Raw genomic sequence first — 15,748 nt, 5'->3', positions numbered from 1 at the left:
GCCCGGACGGCCGGAGTGGCGGGCAGCGGCATCCGGCGGACCGGCGGCGTCGCTCCCGGCCGGGTCAGCCGCCGGCCAGCGCTTTTCTCAGCTTGGGGGCGAGGCCGGCCGTGAACGTCCCCGCGTCCTCGCAGCCCTTGCGCCCGAGCGACCAGCAGCCGAGCAGCTCGTGGACCTCCGTGCGGAAGACCCGGCTGAACTGGCTGTAGTACGGGGAGGGCGGGCGGGCCCTGGCCTGTGTCAGCGCGCGCAGCAGCGTGTCGGGCCGCACGCTCTCGGACTCGGGCTCGGCGGCGGGGGAGGGGGTGGGGCCGGGCGGGGTCGCCGCGGGCGACGGGCCGCCGCAGCCGCTCTCCGGCTGTGCGTAGAGCGCGGAGACCCTGGCCGGGGCGAACCCGCCGCAGTGGTAGAGCAGCCTGGCCGCCTCCCCGCCGGTCAGCGCCGCCACCAGTTGCTGCGCGGCGTCGCGCCGGACGGTGTGCCGGGAGACGGCGAGGTACTGGCCGCCGAGGACTCCCTGCCAGGGCAGCGGTGCCGCGCGGAAGGCGACCCCTCCCGACTTCGACTCCCCGGAGAGCACCTCGTGGGCGGAGGGCCAGTGCCGCAGGAACAGCGCGTGCCTCTTGCGGAAGGCGGTCAGTGACTCCGTCTCCGTGCTGCCGAGGGTCTCCCCGGAGATCACGCCGGCCCGCACCGTCTCGATGAGCCGTCCGACGGCCTCCACGCCCTCCTTCTGGGTGATCACCACGCGGCCGTTCGCGTCGACCACGTCCCCGCCGTTGGCCCAGATCGCCTCCAGGGCGTTGACCGTGAGCCCCTCGTAGGAGGCGAACTGTCCGGTGAGTCCGAGGACGGTGGAGCCGGGGCCGGCGCGGCGCGCCTTCGCGAGGCCGGTCATGTCCCGCCAGTCCTTCGGCTCCCGCAGGTCGTCGAGGTGGTAGAGGAGTCCCACGTCGGTGTTGAACGGCACCGCGTACTGGACGCCGTCCCAGGCGCCCGCGGACCAGATCTGGGAGAGGAAGTCGTTGGTCCCGCCGTGCTCGGAGGTGTCGATCGGGCGCAGGTAGCCCCCCTCGGCGAACTCGGGGATCCACTGGATGTCGAGGTTGTACACGTCGTAGTGCCCGGCCTTCGACTGGGCGGCCGAGATCATCGCGCTGCGCTGCTCGTCCGCGACCGAGGAGATCGCCACGAAGCACGCCCGGGGCCTGCCGCCGACGCCGTTCCAGACGGCCTGGAGCGCCCGCTCACGGGCCCCTCCCGAGACGTCGGCGCCGCTGGCGATGCGCAGGACGCAGTCGTCCCTGGGCGGGCCGGGGGGCGGGGTGGGCGCGGCGCTCGCCCCCAGGGAGGGCAGAAGGACGAGCAGCAGGAGGAGAAGGATCACCCCGTGGCCGACCGGCTCCGCCCCGGAGGGCGTGCCCCGCCCGCCCGTCCCACCCGAGGCGGACGTGGTGGACGGCGAGGGGCGGCTCATCGGATACCTCCAGTGTGGAGACCTCGGGCCTCGGCCCCGGGGAGGACGTCAATCGGTGACCGTCCGGAGTTCGGTGAACGCGTCGTCCAGCTTCTGGTCGGGGTCGGTGCTCGCGTCGTAGCAGGACATCAGGCCCTCGTCCCTGAGCTTCGGCAGCGGGGACGTGGCGCAGCCGTGCAGGTCGAAGGAGAGCATCAGCAGGCGGACACCGTCGTGTTCCCTGATGTCCCGGCCGGTCAGCCCGTGAGGGCTCCCCCCGTCGGTGAGTACGAGCACGGCCTTCCGCTCCCCGGGGTCACCGATCCTCGCCATCTGGCCGAGCGCGTCCCTGATGATGGGGCGCATCGGGGGATCGCGGTGCGAGCTGTCCCGGTAGGCCTTCTGGACGGCGGTGAGCCTGTCGGCGAGAGCCCTTCCCTCGTCGGCGACGGGCGCGAGGGGGACACCGCGGCCGTCGTCGTCGTCAGGGAAGAACGTCATGATCCCCGTGGTCAGCTCACCGCGCCTGGACGTGACGGCGAGCTGGGCCACCTGGATCGCCGCCTCCAGGCGTGACCTGCCGTCGTTCACCCTGTTGCCCGCCATCGATCCGGAGACGTCGACCACGACGAGCACGTGGTCGGCGAGCGGGGTCGCCAGCTTGTACAGCAGTTTGGAGATGTCCGGCTTCCAGTTCGCCGCCACCGGCGCGCCCGGCCTCAGCCAGGGTGCCTTCGCCGGCAGCCTCCCGACGTTCAGGCGGCCCTCGGCGTCACGGAATCCGTAGCGGGGGAGGGCCTCCCGCAGGAAGTCGCAGAACTCCTCGACCGTCCGCTCGACGGCGGGGGGCCGCCTCAGGTCCGGCCACCGCTTGGAGACGCAGGCGTACCGCATGGCGTGGCCGCCCCTCGGGTAGACGGCGGTCAGCCGCGGCGGCCTCTCCCCGGCGCTCCCCGGCGCGGCGGCGGCACCCGGCGAGCCCGCGCCGGGGACGGCGCAGCCGCCCGACGCGGGGAGCGCGGGGTCGGCGCCCGACAGGGAGACGTTGAGCTCGTGGAACTGCTGCTCGGTCAGGACCATCGCGGACGTGTCGAGGGAGCCCGCGTACCGGCACATCACGTCGCGGACGTCGTCGCCCGGCCGTACCTTCGTGGACAGCCCCTCCGCGCGGCCGGGGGCGGCGGCCGTGGCCATCAGGCCGACGTTGGAGGCCAGCGGGTGGGTGCGCACGACCTGCCGGGCGCCCGGCCTGCCTCGCAGCAGGTCGGCCCAGTCGCGGTCTCCCGGTTTCCTGTTGGCCTCGGTGAGCTCCTCGGCGAGCTCCTCCGGCGCGGCGATGACCAGGGGCGAGGTCGCGACGACCGTCCGCGCGCCGAACGCCGACATGCCGTCCGCGCCCCTGTCCAGGTAGTCGATCTCCTGCGGGGAGTCGGCGATCCACCCGTCGGGCCGGGCGCCCGGGGGTCGCGGGGCCGTCCGCCCGGTCGCCGGCTGGACGGGGAACGTCCAGTCGCCCAGCCGGTCCCGCACCTCGTCGGCGCGCAGCCCGCTGACGTTGATGTTCATCTGACGGCAGCCCCACCAGTCGGTCTTCCCCGCCATGAACTCCCCGGCCGCCCGCTGGATGGCCGGGGAGGTCTCGGCGGACGCCAGGAGCGTGACCTCGTCGGGGATCCGGCAGGTGACCCACGGCTCGTCCTTGGGAACGACGGCCAGGGTGACGACGACGGTGACCAGGACACCGGCGGAGAGCAGCCACCAGGCGTCTTGGCGCACCCACTGGGAGAACGTCCCGAGAAGGCCGTACAGCCGTTCCGGAATCGCGCGGCGCAGCCAGGCGGTGCTCTTCAGCAGGTGGCCGGGGAAGATGGTCAGCGCCGTCAGCGCGAGAATCCCGCAGACCAGGAGCACCTTCGAGACCGTGGAAATGGAGAGGGCGAGAAGCACCAGCAGTGTCTGGACGAGGGCGTTGGAGAAACCGGTCACCATCTGCCACGCGCGTTCCGTCGAGCCGGTGGTGTCCGTCGAAGGCGAGGTCTCCGCGGTCTTCTCGCTGTTCACCATCTGTCAGTCGTCTCCGCCGGTGGTTTCCCGAGACTTCGCGTTCACCCTACGTCGGACCATCACCACCGAGAGAGGGTTTCGGTGATCCACGGAACGGGGGTTCGCCGAACACATGCCGTCCCGGCATCTCCCCGGTGGCGCGGCGGCGCGAGCGGTGATCGGACGGCTTGCCACCGGGAGCCGCCGGCTGGGGCGGGACTACGCTGGAGCGCGTGAGCGATCCTCTGGTGGCGCGGATGCGCGAGTTCGGCACGACCATCTTCGCCGAGATGTCGGCGCTGGCTCTACGGACCGGTTCGATCAACCTCGGGCAGGGCTTCCCCGACACCGACGGGCCCGCCGCGATGCTGGAGCGCGCGGTGTCGGCGATCCGCGAGGGCGCCAACCAGTACCCGCCGGGGCCGGGGGTGCCCGAGCTGCGCCGGGCCGTCTCCGAGCACCGCAAGGACCACTACGGGCTCGACTACGACCCCGACGGCGAGATCCTCGTCACCGTCGGCGCGACCGAGGCCGTCGCCGCGACGATCCTCGCGCTGTGCGAGCCCGGCGACGAGGTGATCGTCTTCGAGCCGTACTACGACTCCTACGCCGCCGCCGTCGCCCTCGCCGGGGCCGTGCTCCGCCCGGTCACCCTGCGCCCGGTCGAGGGCCGCTTCACCTTCGACCCCGCCGAGTTGCGCGCCGCCGCCGGACCGCGCACCCGGGCCGTCCTGGTCAACTCCCCGCACAATCCCACCGGTACGGTCTTCACCCGCGCCGAGCTGGACGAGATCGCCCGCCTGTGCCTGGAGCGCGACCTGGTGGCCGTCACCGACGAGGTCTACGAACACCTCACCTTCGGCGGTGTCGAGCACGTGCCGGTGGCCACCCTGCCGGACATGCGCGAACGCACCGTGATGATCTCCTCCGCGGGCAAGACCTTCTCGGTCACCGGCTGGAAGACGGGCTGGATCTGCGCGCCGCCCGAGCTCGTCAGGGCCGTGCAGACCGTCAAGCAGTTCCTCACCTTCACCGCCGCCGCGCCCTGGCAGCTCGCCGTCGCCCACGGCCTGCGCCACGAGCTCGACTGGGTCTCCTCCCTGCGGGCGGCCCTGGAGGCCAAGCGCGACCGCCTGACGGCGGGGTTGTCCGCGGCGGGCTTCGAGGTCTACCGCCCCGCGGGCACCTACTTCGTGCAGACCGACATCCGGCCCCTGGGCTTCACCGACGGTCTCGCCCTGACCCGCGAGCTGCCGTCCCTGGCGGGCGTGGTCGCCATCCCGACCCAGGTCTTCTACGCCCGCCCCGAACGCGGCAGGCACTTCGTCCGCTTCGCCTTCTGCAAGCGGGACGAGGTCATCGACGAGGCCGTGAGCCGCCTGGCCGGTCTCGGCGCGGCGGCGGGGGCGGTTCGACCCGGCGGGGGGTGATCGGGCATCCTGGGGATGACGCGACTGGCGGCTAGGGGATGGCATCAACCATCGGGGAGCTCGTCGTGGGAGTCGACCGCCTGGGCGCCCACGCCGAGAGGACACGCATGTCCCAGTTCGCAGCGAACGGCCCGGAGTCCGAGAGCGCGCCGTCCGCCCGGCTTCTCCCGGGCGGCCCGGTGGCCGAGAGGATCCTCGCCGACGTGGCCTCGCGGGTGGCCGCCCTGACCCGCGAGGGCGTCACCCCGAGCCTGGCGACGGTCCTGGTCGGTGACGACGACGCCAGCGCCGGATACATCCGCATCAAGCAGCGGCAGGCCGCCGAGCTCGGCTTCGCCTCGCCGCACGAGCACCTGCCCGCGAGTGCCACCCAGGCCGACCTGCACGCGGTCATCACCGCCTTCAACGACGACCCGGCGGTGCACGGGCTGCTCGTGCAGCACCCCGTCCCCAAGCACCTCGACTACGACCGGGCCCTGCAGGTCATGGATCCGGACAAGGACGTCGACGGCATGCACCCGCTCAACATCGGGCGGCTGGCGCTGGAGCTCCCCGGCCCGCTGCCGTGCACGCCCGCCGGGATCGAGGCGCTGCTCGCGTACTACGACATCCCGGTGGCGGGCCGGGAGGTGGTCGTCCTCGGCCGCGGGGCCACCCTCGGCCGCCCCCTGTCGATCCTCCTCGCGCAGAAGCGCCCGACGGCGAACGCCGCGGTCACCGTCGTCCACACCGGGGTGGGCGACTGGCCCCGCTACACGCGGCGCGCCGACGTCCTGGTCGCCGCCGCGGGGGTGCCGGGGATCGTCCAGCCCGAGCACGTCAAGCCCGGCGCCGTCGTCATCGGGGGCGGGGTGCGCTACGAGGGCAGGCGCCTGCTGCCCGACGTCGACGAGTCCTGCGCCCGGGTGGCCGGGGCCATCACCCCCAGGGTCGGCGGGGTCGGGCCCACCACGGTCGCGATGCTGTTCCGCAACGCGATCACGGCGGCCGAGCGCGCCACGGGATCCCCCGCGGGGGAGGGGCCCAGGTAGCCCGCCCGGAGGACGCCCGCGCCCCGCGAAACGCCGGTCGCCGTGTCGCCGACCCGGAATCGATCTCTCTGCGTGTACCTTCTGCTGCGGAGAGTGATGGCCGGGCGTGCTCGCGGGAGCGGTACGCGCGGTGCGGGGTGGATCGGGCTGGGCGGTTTCCTCCCGGTGGCGTGCGCCGCTCTCCACACTGCCGTGATTCGCAGGAAGGAGAGCATCGACGATGCGACGGAGATTCAGGGTGCTGGCGTCGGCGGCGGCGGTCGCGCTCGGTTGCGCGGGGTTCGTCCCCGGCGCGGCGACCGCCTCGGGTTCGGAGTCCGCGGCCTGGGGTCCCATTCGCAGCCACCAGAACTGGCGCTGTCTGGACGCCGACCTCGGCACCATCGGCCCGAACGGGACGAAGGTGCAACTGTGGGGCTGCAACGGCTGGGACAACCAGTCGTGGAGCTACGACGTGTCCAGTCACACGATCCACAGCAAGGAGAACGGCCGCTGTCTGGACGCCGACCTCGGCACCATCAACGCGAACGGGACCAAGGTGCAGCTCTGGGACTGCAACGGCTGGGCCAACCAGAAATGGATCTACGACGCGACGAGTCGCACGATCTACAGCATGTACAACGGGCGCTGCCTGGACGCGGACCTGGGGACCATCAACGCGAACGGGACCAAAGTACAGCTGTGGAACTGCAACGGCTGGGCCAACCAGAAGTGGACGCTCTGACGGCCGCCGCCCGCGGGTGGCGGTACGGGCCGTATCCGCCGTCTTCCCGCGCCGGGGCCTGACCCCCGGACGGGGAAGGGGGGCGATCCTCGCGGCGCCGCCGGGAGGATCGCCCCCGTCCAGGGGCGGGCGGTTCGGGTGAGGCGGGCGTGAGAGGGCCCGGGGCCGGCCGGAGAGCGGGCCGGCCCCGAGCGGCGCGGGGGTGTCACCGCCTTCCCGCGACGGTCGGCGGGGAGGCCGGATCGGTCGTGGCGACCGGCGGGGAGGCCGGGCCGGCGGTGGCCGCCGGGGTGGCGGTCCGCGCCGAGCGCAGGGGGATCTCCTTGAGCATCAGGGCGGCAACCGAGGCCAGGACGGCGATCGGGACGCCGACCACGAAGACCGCGCTCATCGCCCGGGTGAAGGCCTCCAGGATGACCTCCAGGACCGGCGCGGGAAGATTGTGGATGGCCTCGGGGGAGCCGAGGCCGGGGACCGCGCCGCCGCTCAGTGGCAGGTGTGCCGCCTTCGCCAGGGAGATCAGTTCCGCGGTGAGCCGGTTGGACAGGATCGCGCCGAAGGCCGCGACGCCCACCGCGCCGCCGAGGGAGCGGAAGAACGACACCCCGGAGGTCGCCGAGGCGAGGTTCGCGCGGGTCACCGCGTTCTGGGCGGCCAGGATCAGGATCTGCATGGAGGCGCCGAGCCCGATGCCGAGCACCGCGTTGTCGAGGCCGACGATCACCAGCGAGCTGTCGACGTGCAGACGGGAGAGCAGGAACAGGCCGACCGCGACCAGCAGCATGCCCACGACGGGGAAGATCTTCCATCGGCCCGTCCGGCTGACGAACCGGCCGGTCAGGATCGAGGAGGTGAGCAGGCCGAGTACCAGGGGCAGGGTCATCAGGCCCGAACCGGTGGGACTCATGCCCTTGACGATCTGCAGATACTGCGGCAGGAACATCAGCGCGCCGAACATCGCCGCGCCGACCAGCAGGGAGGCGACGGACGTGAGCACGAAGGTGTGGTTGCGGAACAGGTGCGGGGGCAGGATCGGGTCGGCGGCACCGCGCTCGGCGACGACGGCGAGGCCGAACATCACCAGGCTGAGTGCGCCCAGGCCGTAGGTCCACGCGGAGTTCCAGCCGAACTCCTTGCCCCCGAGGGAGAGCAGCAGCATCAGCGCGGTGGTGCCGCCGGTGATGAAGGTCGCGCCCCACCAGTCGATCTTCGTGTCGCGGCGGACGAGCGGCAGCTTCAGCACCTTCTGGATGACGACGAACGCGACCACGGCCAGCGGCACGCAGATCCAGAAGGTCCATCGCCAGGACATGTTGTCCACGATGAACCCGCCGAGCAGCGGGCCGGTCACCGTCGAGACGCCGAAGACCGCGCCGATGTAGCCGGAGTAACGCCCGCGCTCGCGGGGCTCGACCACGTCGCCGAGGATGATCTGCGGCAGCGCGGCGAGGCCGCCGGCGCCGATGCCCTGCGCCGCCCTGGCCGCGATGAGCTGGCCCATGTCCTGGGAGAAGCCGGCGGCGACGGAGGACAGCAGGAAGACGACCAGCGCGACCTGGAACATGAGCTTGCGGCCGTAGAGGTCGGAGAGCTTGCCCCAGATCGGGGTGGAGGCGGTCATGGTCAGCAGGGTCGCGCTGGCCACCCAGGCGAGCTGGTCCTGACCGCCGAGCGTGCCGACGATGGTCGGCAGCGCGGTTCCCACCACGGAGGTCGAGATCATCGACGTCAGCATGGCGAGCATCAGTCCGGCCAGGATCTCCAGCACCTGTCTGTGGGTGAAACCCGGTGCGGCCTCGGCCTGGATCTGTTGTTCGGTCGGCATGAACCTTCCCCCAATACATGTACGGTACATATGAAGTTAGTAGACGCTTGTTTACTCGTCAAATCTGGAAGGATCCCGTAGGTGGACGAGACACGGCAGCGCGACAGGGAGGGCACCAGGCGGCGCATCCTCGACGCCGCCCGCCGGCTGTTCGCCGACCTCGGGTACGACCAGGTGACGATGCGGGCGATCGCCGCGGAGGCGGATGCCAACATCGCGCTGATCAACCGCTACTTCGGCAGCAAGCGGGAGCTGTTCGCCGAGGTGCTCGCGATGCAGGGGCGCTTCCCCGGCGTCCTGGAGGGGCCCGAGGAGGAGTTGCCCCGCCGCCTGGCCGAGTACGTCGCCGACCGGCTCCGCTCCGACCAGGGGAGCGTGGTGCTCGCCGCGCTCATCCGGTCGTCCAGCTCCCCGGAGATCCACGAGATCATCCGCGACCGGGTCAGCTCGGCGATCCTGGAACCCCTGTCGGCGCGGCTCTCCGGTCCCGACGCGGCCTTCCGGGCGACGGTCGCCACCGCGCTCGTCACCGGCACCGGCACGATGCGCCAGCTCTACGGTCCCGACGCCGCCGCGGTCCCCGACCACGAGGCCGTGGTCGCCCGCCTCACCGCCGTCTTCGAGGCCTGCCTCGGGATATGAGGCGCGGGGCCCGTCCCGGCGCCATCCGCGATCATCCGGTCTCCCGCGGCATGCGAACATGGTGGACCCCGGGCCCGTCGCGGAGATCGCGGCGCTTTCAGAGAGGACACGCGGTGAGCGGGAACGTCGAATGAGCTGGTTGCGCTGCGCCTTCCCCCGTCCGGGGGCGACCACGAGGCTGTTCTGCTTCACGCACGCGGGAGGGTCGGCCACCGCCTACCGCGCGTGGTCCGAGCTGCTGCCCGCGTCCGTCGAGCTGCACGCGACGCAGCTGCCCGGCAGGGCCGACCGGTTCGACGAGCCGCCGCCGGACGACATGGACACGCTGGCCGACGAGGTGACCGGGTCGATGCTGCCGCTGCTGGACAGGCGTTTCGCGCTGTTCGGGCACAGCATGGGGGCGACGCTCGCCTACGAGGTCACGCGTCGCCTCGAAACCAGGGGAATCGCCCCGGCACGGCTGTTCGTGTCCGGCGCGAGAGCGCCGCACGATCCCCGCGACAGGCCTCCGGTCTCGGAGTACGACGACGACCGCTTCGTGGCCGAGCTGACGAAGCTCGGCGGCACCGAGGTGGAGATCCTGTCCCACCGGGCGATGCGCGAGATCGTCCTGCCCTACGTCCGCGCGGACTTCCGCCTGGTCGAGGCCTACCGCCACCGTCCCGGACCTCCGCTGCTCACCCCGATCTCCGCCTTCGTCAGCGACGCCGACCCGGTGGTCACCCCGGTCCAGGCCAAGTCGTGGGAGGCACGTACGAGCTCCGACTTCTCCCTGACGGTCTTCCCCGGCGACCACTTCTACCTGCAGCCGCAGCGTGCGCCGGTGGTCGAGACGATGGTCCGGACGCTCCTGGGGTGAGCGGCCGTCCCGCACGGGGGCAGGGGAACGTCCCGGTACGGGCTCCGGATGGTGGGAGCCGTACCGGCTCCGGGTCATGCCCGCCGCCGCGAGGCCGGCGGAAACCAGCCGGTTGGCTGGTTGTGCCGAAGGAAGGGTGCCCCTTGGGCAATGAGTGCCCATGAGGTGGGGCGAGGAGGCCGTTAGCGTCGGCCAGGTGGGTGAACGAGTACTGATCGCGCTCGGCGGCAACGCGATGACCGGGCCCGACGGCGGCGCCTCGCCGGGCGACCAGCACCGCGCGGTCGAGCAGGCCGTGCGCCACGTCGTCGCGCTCATCGAGGACGGCCACCAGGTGACCCTCACCCACGGCAACGGCCCCCAGGTCGGCAACCTGATCCTGAAGAACCAGCTCGCCGCCCACGTCGTGCCCCCGGTGCCGCTCGACTGGTGCGGGGCGCAGACGCAGGCCACCATCGGCACCCTCATCCTCAACGCGCTCGACGGCCGCGCCGCGGTCGTGGTCACCCGTACGCTCGTCGACCCCGCCGATCCGGCCTTCCAGGACCCCGTGAAGCCGATCGGCCGCTACTTCAGCGAGGCGGAGGCGCGCCGCTTCGAGGGCCTCGGCCAGACCTGGCGCCGGTTCGAGCGCGGCTGGCGCCGCGTGGTGGCCTCCCCCGAACCGCTGGAGATCCTCGACGCGCCCGCGGTGGCCGCGCTGGTGGCCGCGGGGTTCACCGTCGTGGCCGCGGGCGGCGGCGGCGTGCCCGTGACCCGAGACGACGAGGGGCGGCTGGCCGGGGTCGAGGCCGTGATCGACAAGGACCTGGCCGCCGCCGTGCTCGCCCGGGCCGTGCGGGCCACGGTCCTGGTCATCGCGACCGACGTCCCCCAGGCCGTCGTCGGGTTCGGTACGCCCCGGGCCCGGCCCCTGGGCCACGTCACCGCGGCCGAGCTGCGCGTGCTGCACGCCGCAGGGCACTTCGCCGGGGGCAGCATGGGCCCGAAGGTCGAGGCCGCGCTGCGCTTCGTCGAGCAGGGCGGCGACCGGTCGGTGATCACCTCCCTCGAGGACATGGGAGCGGCGTTCACCGGGGAGACCGGCACCGTGGTGCGAAAGTGAACATGACGCGATCGAAAGGCGGCAGGGATGCCCGAACCCATTGAAGTGCGCAAGGTCCCCATCGAGAGCGTGACCGACGCCTCCGGGCTCGCCCGGCTCATCGACGACGGGGTGATCGAGGCGCACCGGGTGCTCGCGGTGATCGGCAAGACCGAGGGCAACGGCGGGGTGAACGACTACACCCGCATCCTGGCCGACACGGCCTTCCGCGGGGTGCTCGCGGCCAAGGGGCACCCGTCCCCCGAGAGCGTGCCGCTGGTGTGGTCGGGCGGGACCGACGGCGTGCTCAGCCCGCACGCCACGATCTTCGCCACCACCGCGAACGCCGAGCCGGGCGACGAGCCGAGGGTGAGCGTCGGCATCGCGATGAGCGACGTGATCCTGCCCGAGGACATCGGCCGCCCCGCGATGGTGGAGAAGGTCGCCGCCGGAGTCCGCGAGGCCATGAAGCTCGCCGGGATCGACGACCCCGCCGACGTCCACTACGTCCAGACCAAGACCCCGCTGCTCACGCTGTCCACGATCAACGACGCCAAGTCGCGCGGCAAGGACGTGGTGATCGAGGACACCGGCCCGTCGATGGACATCTCCAACTCCACCACCGCGCTCGGCGTCGCCGTCGCCCTCGGCGAGATCGAGATGCCCGCCGCCGACCAGATCCACCGCGACCTGTCGCTGTACTCCTCCGTCGCGTCGTGCTCCTCGGGCGTCGAGCTGGACCGGGCCCAGATCGTGGTCGTCGGCAACGTACGGGGGATCGGCGGCCGGTACCGGATCGGCCACTCGGTGATGAAGGACGCGCTGGACGCCGACGGCATCTGGGAGGCCATCCGCTCGAGTGGCATCGAGCTGCCCGAGCGCCCCCACCCGTCCGACCTGGGCGACCGGCTCGTCAACGTCTTCATGAAGTGCGAGGCCGACCCGTCGGGCAGCGTGCGGGGCCGCCGCAACATCATGCTCGACGACTCCGACGTGCACTGGCACCGCCAGATCAAGGCCACCGTGGGCGGCGTCGCGGCCAGCGTCACCGGAGACCCGGCCGTGTTCGTCTCGGTCGCGGCGGTCCACCAGGGACCGAGCGGCGGGGGGCCGGTGGCCGCCATCGCCGACCTCGGCTGACGGACCGGCACGCTCTTCGGCCCGTGCCCACCCCGGCACGCGTTCCCGACGGACCGGGCACGGGCCGGGGCGCGTGCCGGGCGGGGCGTTCGTCCTCCCGTCCCGGCCGCGGGTAGGCTCCCGGTTCGTGCCGAGCATTCCGCAGCCCCTGGTCCCCGGCGACGACGGTGCCGCCGACGCCGCCGTGACATCCGCGCTCGCGGCCTTCGCCGCGGGAAAGGCGCAGGCCGGCGAGGTCGTCGCCGCGCTGAGCGGGGCCCGGCTGCTCGTGCCGGTGGTCGCCCTGCTGAAGGAGTCGGAGATCGGCGAGCACGGGCTGCGGCAGGAGAAGGAGAGCGAGATGGCTCTCCCCAAGCTCGTCGGCGCGGACGGCCGCGAGGCGGTGCTCGCCTTCACCGGGATGGAGCCGCTGCGGCGCTGGCGCCCCGACGCCAGGCCCATCCAGGCCACGATCCTCCAGGTCTGCCAGGCGGCGGTGCACGAGGGCACCGCGGCCGTGGTGATGGACGTCGCGGGCCCGGTGCCCTTCGTGATCGAGGGCGGTCTCCTGCGGGCGCTCGCCGCGGTCGAGTCGGGCACCCTCGACCGGCTGGGGACCGAGGCCCCCGACGTCACCGTGGCGCGGATCGAAGAGATCGACGAGCCTCCCAGGCGTCGGCGGTTCGGTTGGCCGCCGCGTGGACGAGGTTGACCGTCAGGATCGCCGGGGCGATCACGGCGACGAACCCGCCGAAGTCGCGCTCGAAGACCAGGGCGAGGATCACCGCCGTCACCCCGTTCTGCTGGGCCAGCCCCAGGTGCACCCGGTCGACCATCGGCAGGCCGTGGGTGAGCACCAGCGCGGCGACCATCTGCGCGGCGTACGCGGCCAGCCCGAGCAGCACGCCCATGCCCATGTTCGTCCCGCCGACGAGCAGCAGGCCCATCAGGAACGCCGACAGCGCGAACGCCACGCTCACCGCCCGTCCCAGCCAGCGCGCGTCGGGCAGGCGCAGGTAGAGCCCGGCGGTCGCTATGCCGAGCATGAGGGAGGTCCACGCGGCCGACACGACCGCCCCGGCCGCCGTCACGTACGTCAGCACCGGCGGGGCGTTCCTGATCAGTCGCCACAGCAGGTAGACCGCGCCGGCGAACAGCACGTTCAGCCCCAGGTCGGCGAAGTACGAGGCCGACAGCCCGCCGCCCCCCGAGCCGCTCACCAGCGCCGCCGCGTAGACGGCCAGGATGATCGTCACCGGGTCGTCGAAGGAGGACCACGCGCCGAGGATCGTCTTCGCCTGGTTCGACAGCCGGTCGTCCCGCATCACCCCGGCGACCGACAGCGGGTCGATCTGGGCGACCACCACCGCCATGATCAACGCCCGGGGGTCGCCGGAGACGAGGTAGACGACCCCGGCGATGAACGCCGCCTTCAGCAGCACCCCGACGGTGACCGCGAGCACGATCAGCCGGGAGTGCTCCCTGGCCTCGGCGCGGTCGATCCCGTGCGTGCTGCCGTACAGGCCGATCGCGAGCAGCAGGCTGCTGAGCAGCACGTACGCGCCCGAGTGTTCCAGATTGCGCAGGCCGCCCAGGTCGGCGGCGAGCCAGCCGAGGCCGACGACGACGATCAAGAGCCCGATTCGGGCCACCGCTCACTCCTCGGGATGGATCGCAGGTGCCCCTGGGGCTTCGGGACGCGTTCTCGCTGGTTGATCGGGGGCAGGGTGAGGTGCCCGCGGATGGTGTCCACGAGCCTGGCCATCTTGTCGTCGGAGGCCTCGACCTTGCGCTGGTCCAGGGTCACCCCGATCAGGTAGCGGTTCTCGTCGATCCAGTAGAAGAACATGGCCCCGCGCTCCACGTCGAGGACAGTGCGGATGAGGACGCCCCCCTCCAGCCTGCGCAGCTGCCGGTTGAGCCGCTGGGTGAGCCAGTTGAGCTGGTTGCCCGCCCTGAGATAGATCTTCCTGCGTTCCTCCTGGTCGGTCTCGTGGAAGAAGTGGGCCAGGTCGCCGTCCTCCAGCACGTCGGTGTAGAAGCAGCACCTCTGGTCGGCGAAGTAGGCCACGAAGTGCAGGTCGTCCTGGTCGACCATGGCCACGCAGCTGGTCAGCGCCTTCTCCACCGAGGGGCCGATGCCCGGCATGGTGCGGATCAGGATCTCCGACTCGCCGATCACCCTGCGCTTGGTGGCGGTGGGCAGCGGGCCCATCCCGGCCTCCAGATAGGGCAGGTAGAGGCCCCGGCGGTACTGGACGAGCAGGTAGACGCCGGTGGCGACGGCGAACGCGCTCACCCCCGCGGTGACCAGCCCGTGCAGCTCGCCGGGCACCCCGCCCCGCCAGAGCACCGGGCCGAACGCCGCCACGAACCCCAGCACCGCCTCGCCCGCCGCGGTGACCGTCAGCGCGACCACCAGCAGCACCGGCAGCCGCGCCCTGATCCGGCCGAGCACGGTGGCGATGAGGGCGAGCGTCACGATCACCGCGATCACGGTGACCGCGCGGGCCACGTCGTACTCCTCGCCCTCGATGTACCACGCGAGGAGTTCGAGCAGCACCGGCAGGAGGACGAGTGACGCGATGATCGCGGGAATCTTGCTGAAGCGATCCGTGTCCACGCGGTCCGGCCCTCCGGGGGTAGGGAGGCCTCCAGCCTCCGTGATCATCGCGGTGCCCGTCAATGACCTCCGAGGTCACTTCGACGCCCGGGCCCAAGTGGCCGGATCCCCGGCGCGGGAGGGGTTCGCGGATTATGGTCGGCTCTATGAGCCCCCCGGTGCCCCTTCTGGTCCTCCCCCCGCTGGCGGCCCTGGCGGGGCTGGCGATCGGGTTCGGGACGCGGCGCGTGGTGGCCCGCCACTCGGCGACCGAGAGAGCCGAGGGGACTGAGAGGTCCGAGGGGGGACGGTACGGCCCCTGGCCCGCGGCCGGGGCGGTGGAGGGGGTGACCGCGGCGGTGCTGGCCGCCCTCGCGCTGCGGGCGCTGTGGCCGGACGCGGCGGGAACGGCCACGTGGCCGGGAGCATCGCCGGGGGTGGAGACCACGCCGACCGGCAGGGCGGGGGAGCTGCTCGCCTTCGGCTGGCTGGCGGTGGTCGCCGTCGCCCTCTCCTTCGTCGACGCCGCCGTCCACCGGCTGCCCGACCGGCTCACCCTCGCCGCCTACCTGGGGACCGCCGCCCCGCTGGCCGTACCGGCCCTCGCCGACGGCCGCCTCGGGGACCTGCTCGGCGCCGGGCTGGGCGGTCTCGCCCTGGCGGGCTTCTACCTGGTGCTGTTCCTGGTCAACCCGGCGGGGATGGGGCTGGGCGACGTCAAGTTCGCGGCGAGCCTGGGCACCGCCCTCGGCTGGCTGGGCTGGGACACCCTGGTCGCCGGGGCCTTCCTCGGCCTCCTGGCCGGCGGGCTCTACGGGGCCGCGCTGATGGTCGCGCGCCGCGCGGGCCGCAAGAGCGAGATCCCCTTCGGCCCCTTCATGGCCGTCGGCGCCCTCGCCGCCGTCCTCACCGCCCTCTGACCGGACCGCCCTC

The 15,748-nt window shown here is 72.6% G+C and carries 14 protein-coding genes and 1 riboswitch; of the genes, 9 read left to right on the top strand and 5 right to left on the bottom strand.

The window, feature by feature from the left end:
* Positions 1 to 64: 64 nt before the first annotated feature.
* Entirely contained in the window at positions 65 to 1,477 is a 1,413-nt protein-coding gene (locus ACTOQ3_RS18915) for an extracellular solute-binding protein (protein ID WP_440084691.1), read from the bottom strand.
* 48 nt (positions 1,478 to 1,525) lie between these two features.
* A complete protein-coding gene (locus ACTOQ3_RS18910; RefSeq protein WP_440084690.1) occupies positions 1,526 to 3,520 on the bottom strand; it encodes a substrate-binding domain-containing protein in 1,995 nt (664 codons plus the stop codon).
* Between the two features lie 212 nt (positions 3,521 to 3,732).
* Here ACTOQ3_RS18910 and ACTOQ3_RS18905 point away from each other — a divergent pair, with 212 nt between their 5' ends.
* The 3 genes from ACTOQ3_RS18905 to ACTOQ3_RS18895 all read left to right on the top strand — a co-directional run bounded on the left by ACTOQ3_RS18905 (position 3,733) and on the right by ACTOQ3_RS18895 (position 6,684).
* The gene (locus ACTOQ3_RS18905) at positions 3,733 to 4,929 is read left to right on the top strand and encodes a pyridoxal phosphate-dependent aminotransferase (protein ID WP_440084689.1); all 1,197 of its coding nucleotides are present in this window, start codon (positions 3,733 to 3,735) and stop codon (positions 4,927 to 4,929) included.
* 10 nt (positions 4,930 to 4,939) lie between these two features.
* A riboswitch (ZMP/ZTP riboswitch) is annotated at positions 4,940 to 5,022 on the top strand.
* Between the two features lie 14 nt (positions 5,023 to 5,036).
* Complete coding sequence (locus ACTOQ3_RS18900) at positions 5,037 to 5,960, top strand: bifunctional 5,10-methylenetetrahydrofolate dehydrogenase/5,10-methenyltetrahydrofolate cyclohydrolase (RefSeq protein ID WP_440084688.1); 924 nt, start codon at positions 5,037 to 5,039, stop codon at positions 5,958 to 5,960.
* A 220-nt stretch (positions 5,961 to 6,180) separates the two neighbouring features.
* Positions 6,181 to 6,684 (top strand): RICIN domain-containing protein, encoded by a 504-nt coding sequence (locus ACTOQ3_RS18895; protein WP_344749122.1) that lies wholly within the window; start codon positions 6,181 to 6,183, stop codon positions 6,682 to 6,684.
* Between the two features lie 205 nt (positions 6,685 to 6,889).
* Here the strand turns inward: ACTOQ3_RS18895 and ACTOQ3_RS18890 are convergent, their stop codons facing one another.
* Positions 6,890 to 8,509, bottom strand: coding sequence for an MDR family MFS transporter (locus ACTOQ3_RS18890; protein ID WP_440084687.1), 1,620 nt, complete (start codon positions 8,507 to 8,509; stop codon positions 6,890 to 6,892).
* Between the two features lie 81 nt (positions 8,510 to 8,590).
* Here ACTOQ3_RS18890 and ACTOQ3_RS18885 point away from each other — a divergent pair, with 81 nt between their 5' ends.
* The 5 genes from ACTOQ3_RS18885 to ACTOQ3_RS18865 all read left to right on the top strand — a co-directional run bounded on the left by ACTOQ3_RS18885 (position 8,591) and on the right by ACTOQ3_RS18865 (position 12,925).
* A complete protein-coding gene (locus ACTOQ3_RS18885; RefSeq protein WP_440084686.1) occupies positions 8,591 to 9,151 on the top strand; it encodes a TetR/AcrR family transcriptional regulator in 561 nt (186 codons plus the stop codon).
* Between the two features lie 130 nt (positions 9,152 to 9,281).
* Complete coding sequence (locus ACTOQ3_RS18880; protein ID WP_440084685.1) at positions 9,282 to 10,010, top strand: thioesterase II family protein; 729 nt, start codon at positions 9,282 to 9,284, stop codon at positions 10,008 to 10,010.
* Between the two features lie 196 nt (positions 10,011 to 10,206).
* Complete coding sequence (locus ACTOQ3_RS18875) at positions 10,207 to 11,115, top strand: carbamate kinase (RefSeq protein WP_440084684.1); 909 nt, start codon at positions 10,207 to 10,209, stop codon at positions 11,113 to 11,115.
* Between the two features lie 27 nt (positions 11,116 to 11,142).
* Complete coding sequence (locus ACTOQ3_RS18870) at positions 11,143 to 12,234, top strand: ring-opening amidohydrolase (protein ID WP_435290259.1); 1,092 nt, start codon at positions 11,143 to 11,145, stop codon at positions 12,232 to 12,234.
* Between the two features lie 127 nt (positions 12,235 to 12,361).
* Positions 12,362 to 12,925 carry an SseB family protein gene (locus ACTOQ3_RS18865; RefSeq protein ID WP_440084683.1) on the top strand — a complete coding sequence of 188 codons (564 nt, stop codon included), beginning with the start codon at positions 12,362 to 12,364 and terminating at the stop codon, positions 12,923 to 12,925.
* Here the strand turns inward: ACTOQ3_RS18865 and ACTOQ3_RS18860 are convergent.
* A complete protein-coding gene (locus tag ACTOQ3_RS18860) occupies positions 12,846 to 13,865 on the bottom strand; it encodes a hypothetical protein (protein ID WP_440084682.1) in 1,020 nt (339 codons plus the stop codon). The genes ACTOQ3_RS18865 and ACTOQ3_RS18860 overlap by 80 nt on opposite strands.
* Positions 13,844 to 14,836 (bottom strand): hypothetical protein, encoded by a 993-nt coding sequence (locus ACTOQ3_RS18855; RefSeq protein ID WP_440084681.1) that lies wholly within the window; start codon positions 14,834 to 14,836, stop codon positions 13,844 to 13,846. The genes ACTOQ3_RS18860 and ACTOQ3_RS18855 overlap by 22 nt, the downstream gene beginning before the upstream one ends.
* A 146-nt stretch (positions 14,837 to 14,982) precedes the next feature.
* Between ACTOQ3_RS18855 and ACTOQ3_RS18850 the strand changes: the two genes are divergently transcribed.
* Positions 14,983 to 15,735: a prepilin peptidase gene (locus ACTOQ3_RS18850; RefSeq protein ID WP_440084680.1), complete on the top strand. Its 753-nt coding sequence runs from the start codon at positions 14,983 to 14,985 to the stop codon at positions 15,733 to 15,735.
* The last annotated feature ends 13 nt before the right edge of the window (positions 15,736 to 15,748 follow it).

This window comes from Streptosporangium sp. LJ11, from assembly GCF_051918945.1.
GTDB lineage: Bacteria > Actinomycetota > Actinomycetes > Streptosporangiales > Streptosporangiaceae > Streptosporangium.
This window is presented reverse-complemented; position numbering and strand designations above follow the sequence as displayed.

What these genes read in the sequence shown, in the direction of transcription:
- ACTOQ3_RS18900 (WP_440084688.1), top strand. Translation starts at nt 5,037, where the DNA reads ATGTCCCAGTTCGCAGCGAACGGCCCGGAGTCCGAGAGCGCGCCGTCC.
- ACTOQ3_RS18895 (WP_344749122.1), top strand. Translation starts at nt 6,181, where the DNA reads ATGCGACGGAGATTCAGGGTGCTGGCGTCGGCGGCGGCGGTCGCGCTC.
- ACTOQ3_RS18880 (WP_440084685.1), top strand. Translation starts at nt 9,282, where the DNA reads ATGAGCTGGTTGCGCTGCGCCTTCCCCCGTCCGGGGGCGACCACGAGG.
- ACTOQ3_RS18870 (WP_435290259.1), top strand. Translation starts at nt 11,143, where the DNA reads ATGCCCGAACCCATTGAAGTGCGCAAGGTCCCCATCGAGAGCGTGACC.
- ACTOQ3_RS18910 (WP_440084690.1), bottom strand. Translation starts at nt 3,520, where the DNA reads ATGGTGAACAGCGAGAAGACCGCGGAGACCTCGCCTTCGACGGACACC.
- ACTOQ3_RS18915 (WP_440084691.1), bottom strand. Translation starts at nt 1,477, where the DNA reads ATGAGCCGCCCCTCGCCGTCCACCACGTCCGCCTCGGGTGGGACGGGC.
- ACTOQ3_RS18850 (WP_440084680.1), top strand. Translation starts at nt 14,983, where the DNA reads ATGAGCCCCCCGGTGCCCCTTCTGGTCCTCCCCCCGCTGGCGGCCCTG.
- ACTOQ3_RS18890 (WP_440084687.1), bottom strand. Translation starts at nt 8,509, where the DNA reads ATGCCGACCGAACAACAGATCCAGGCCGAGGCCGCACCGGGTTTCACC.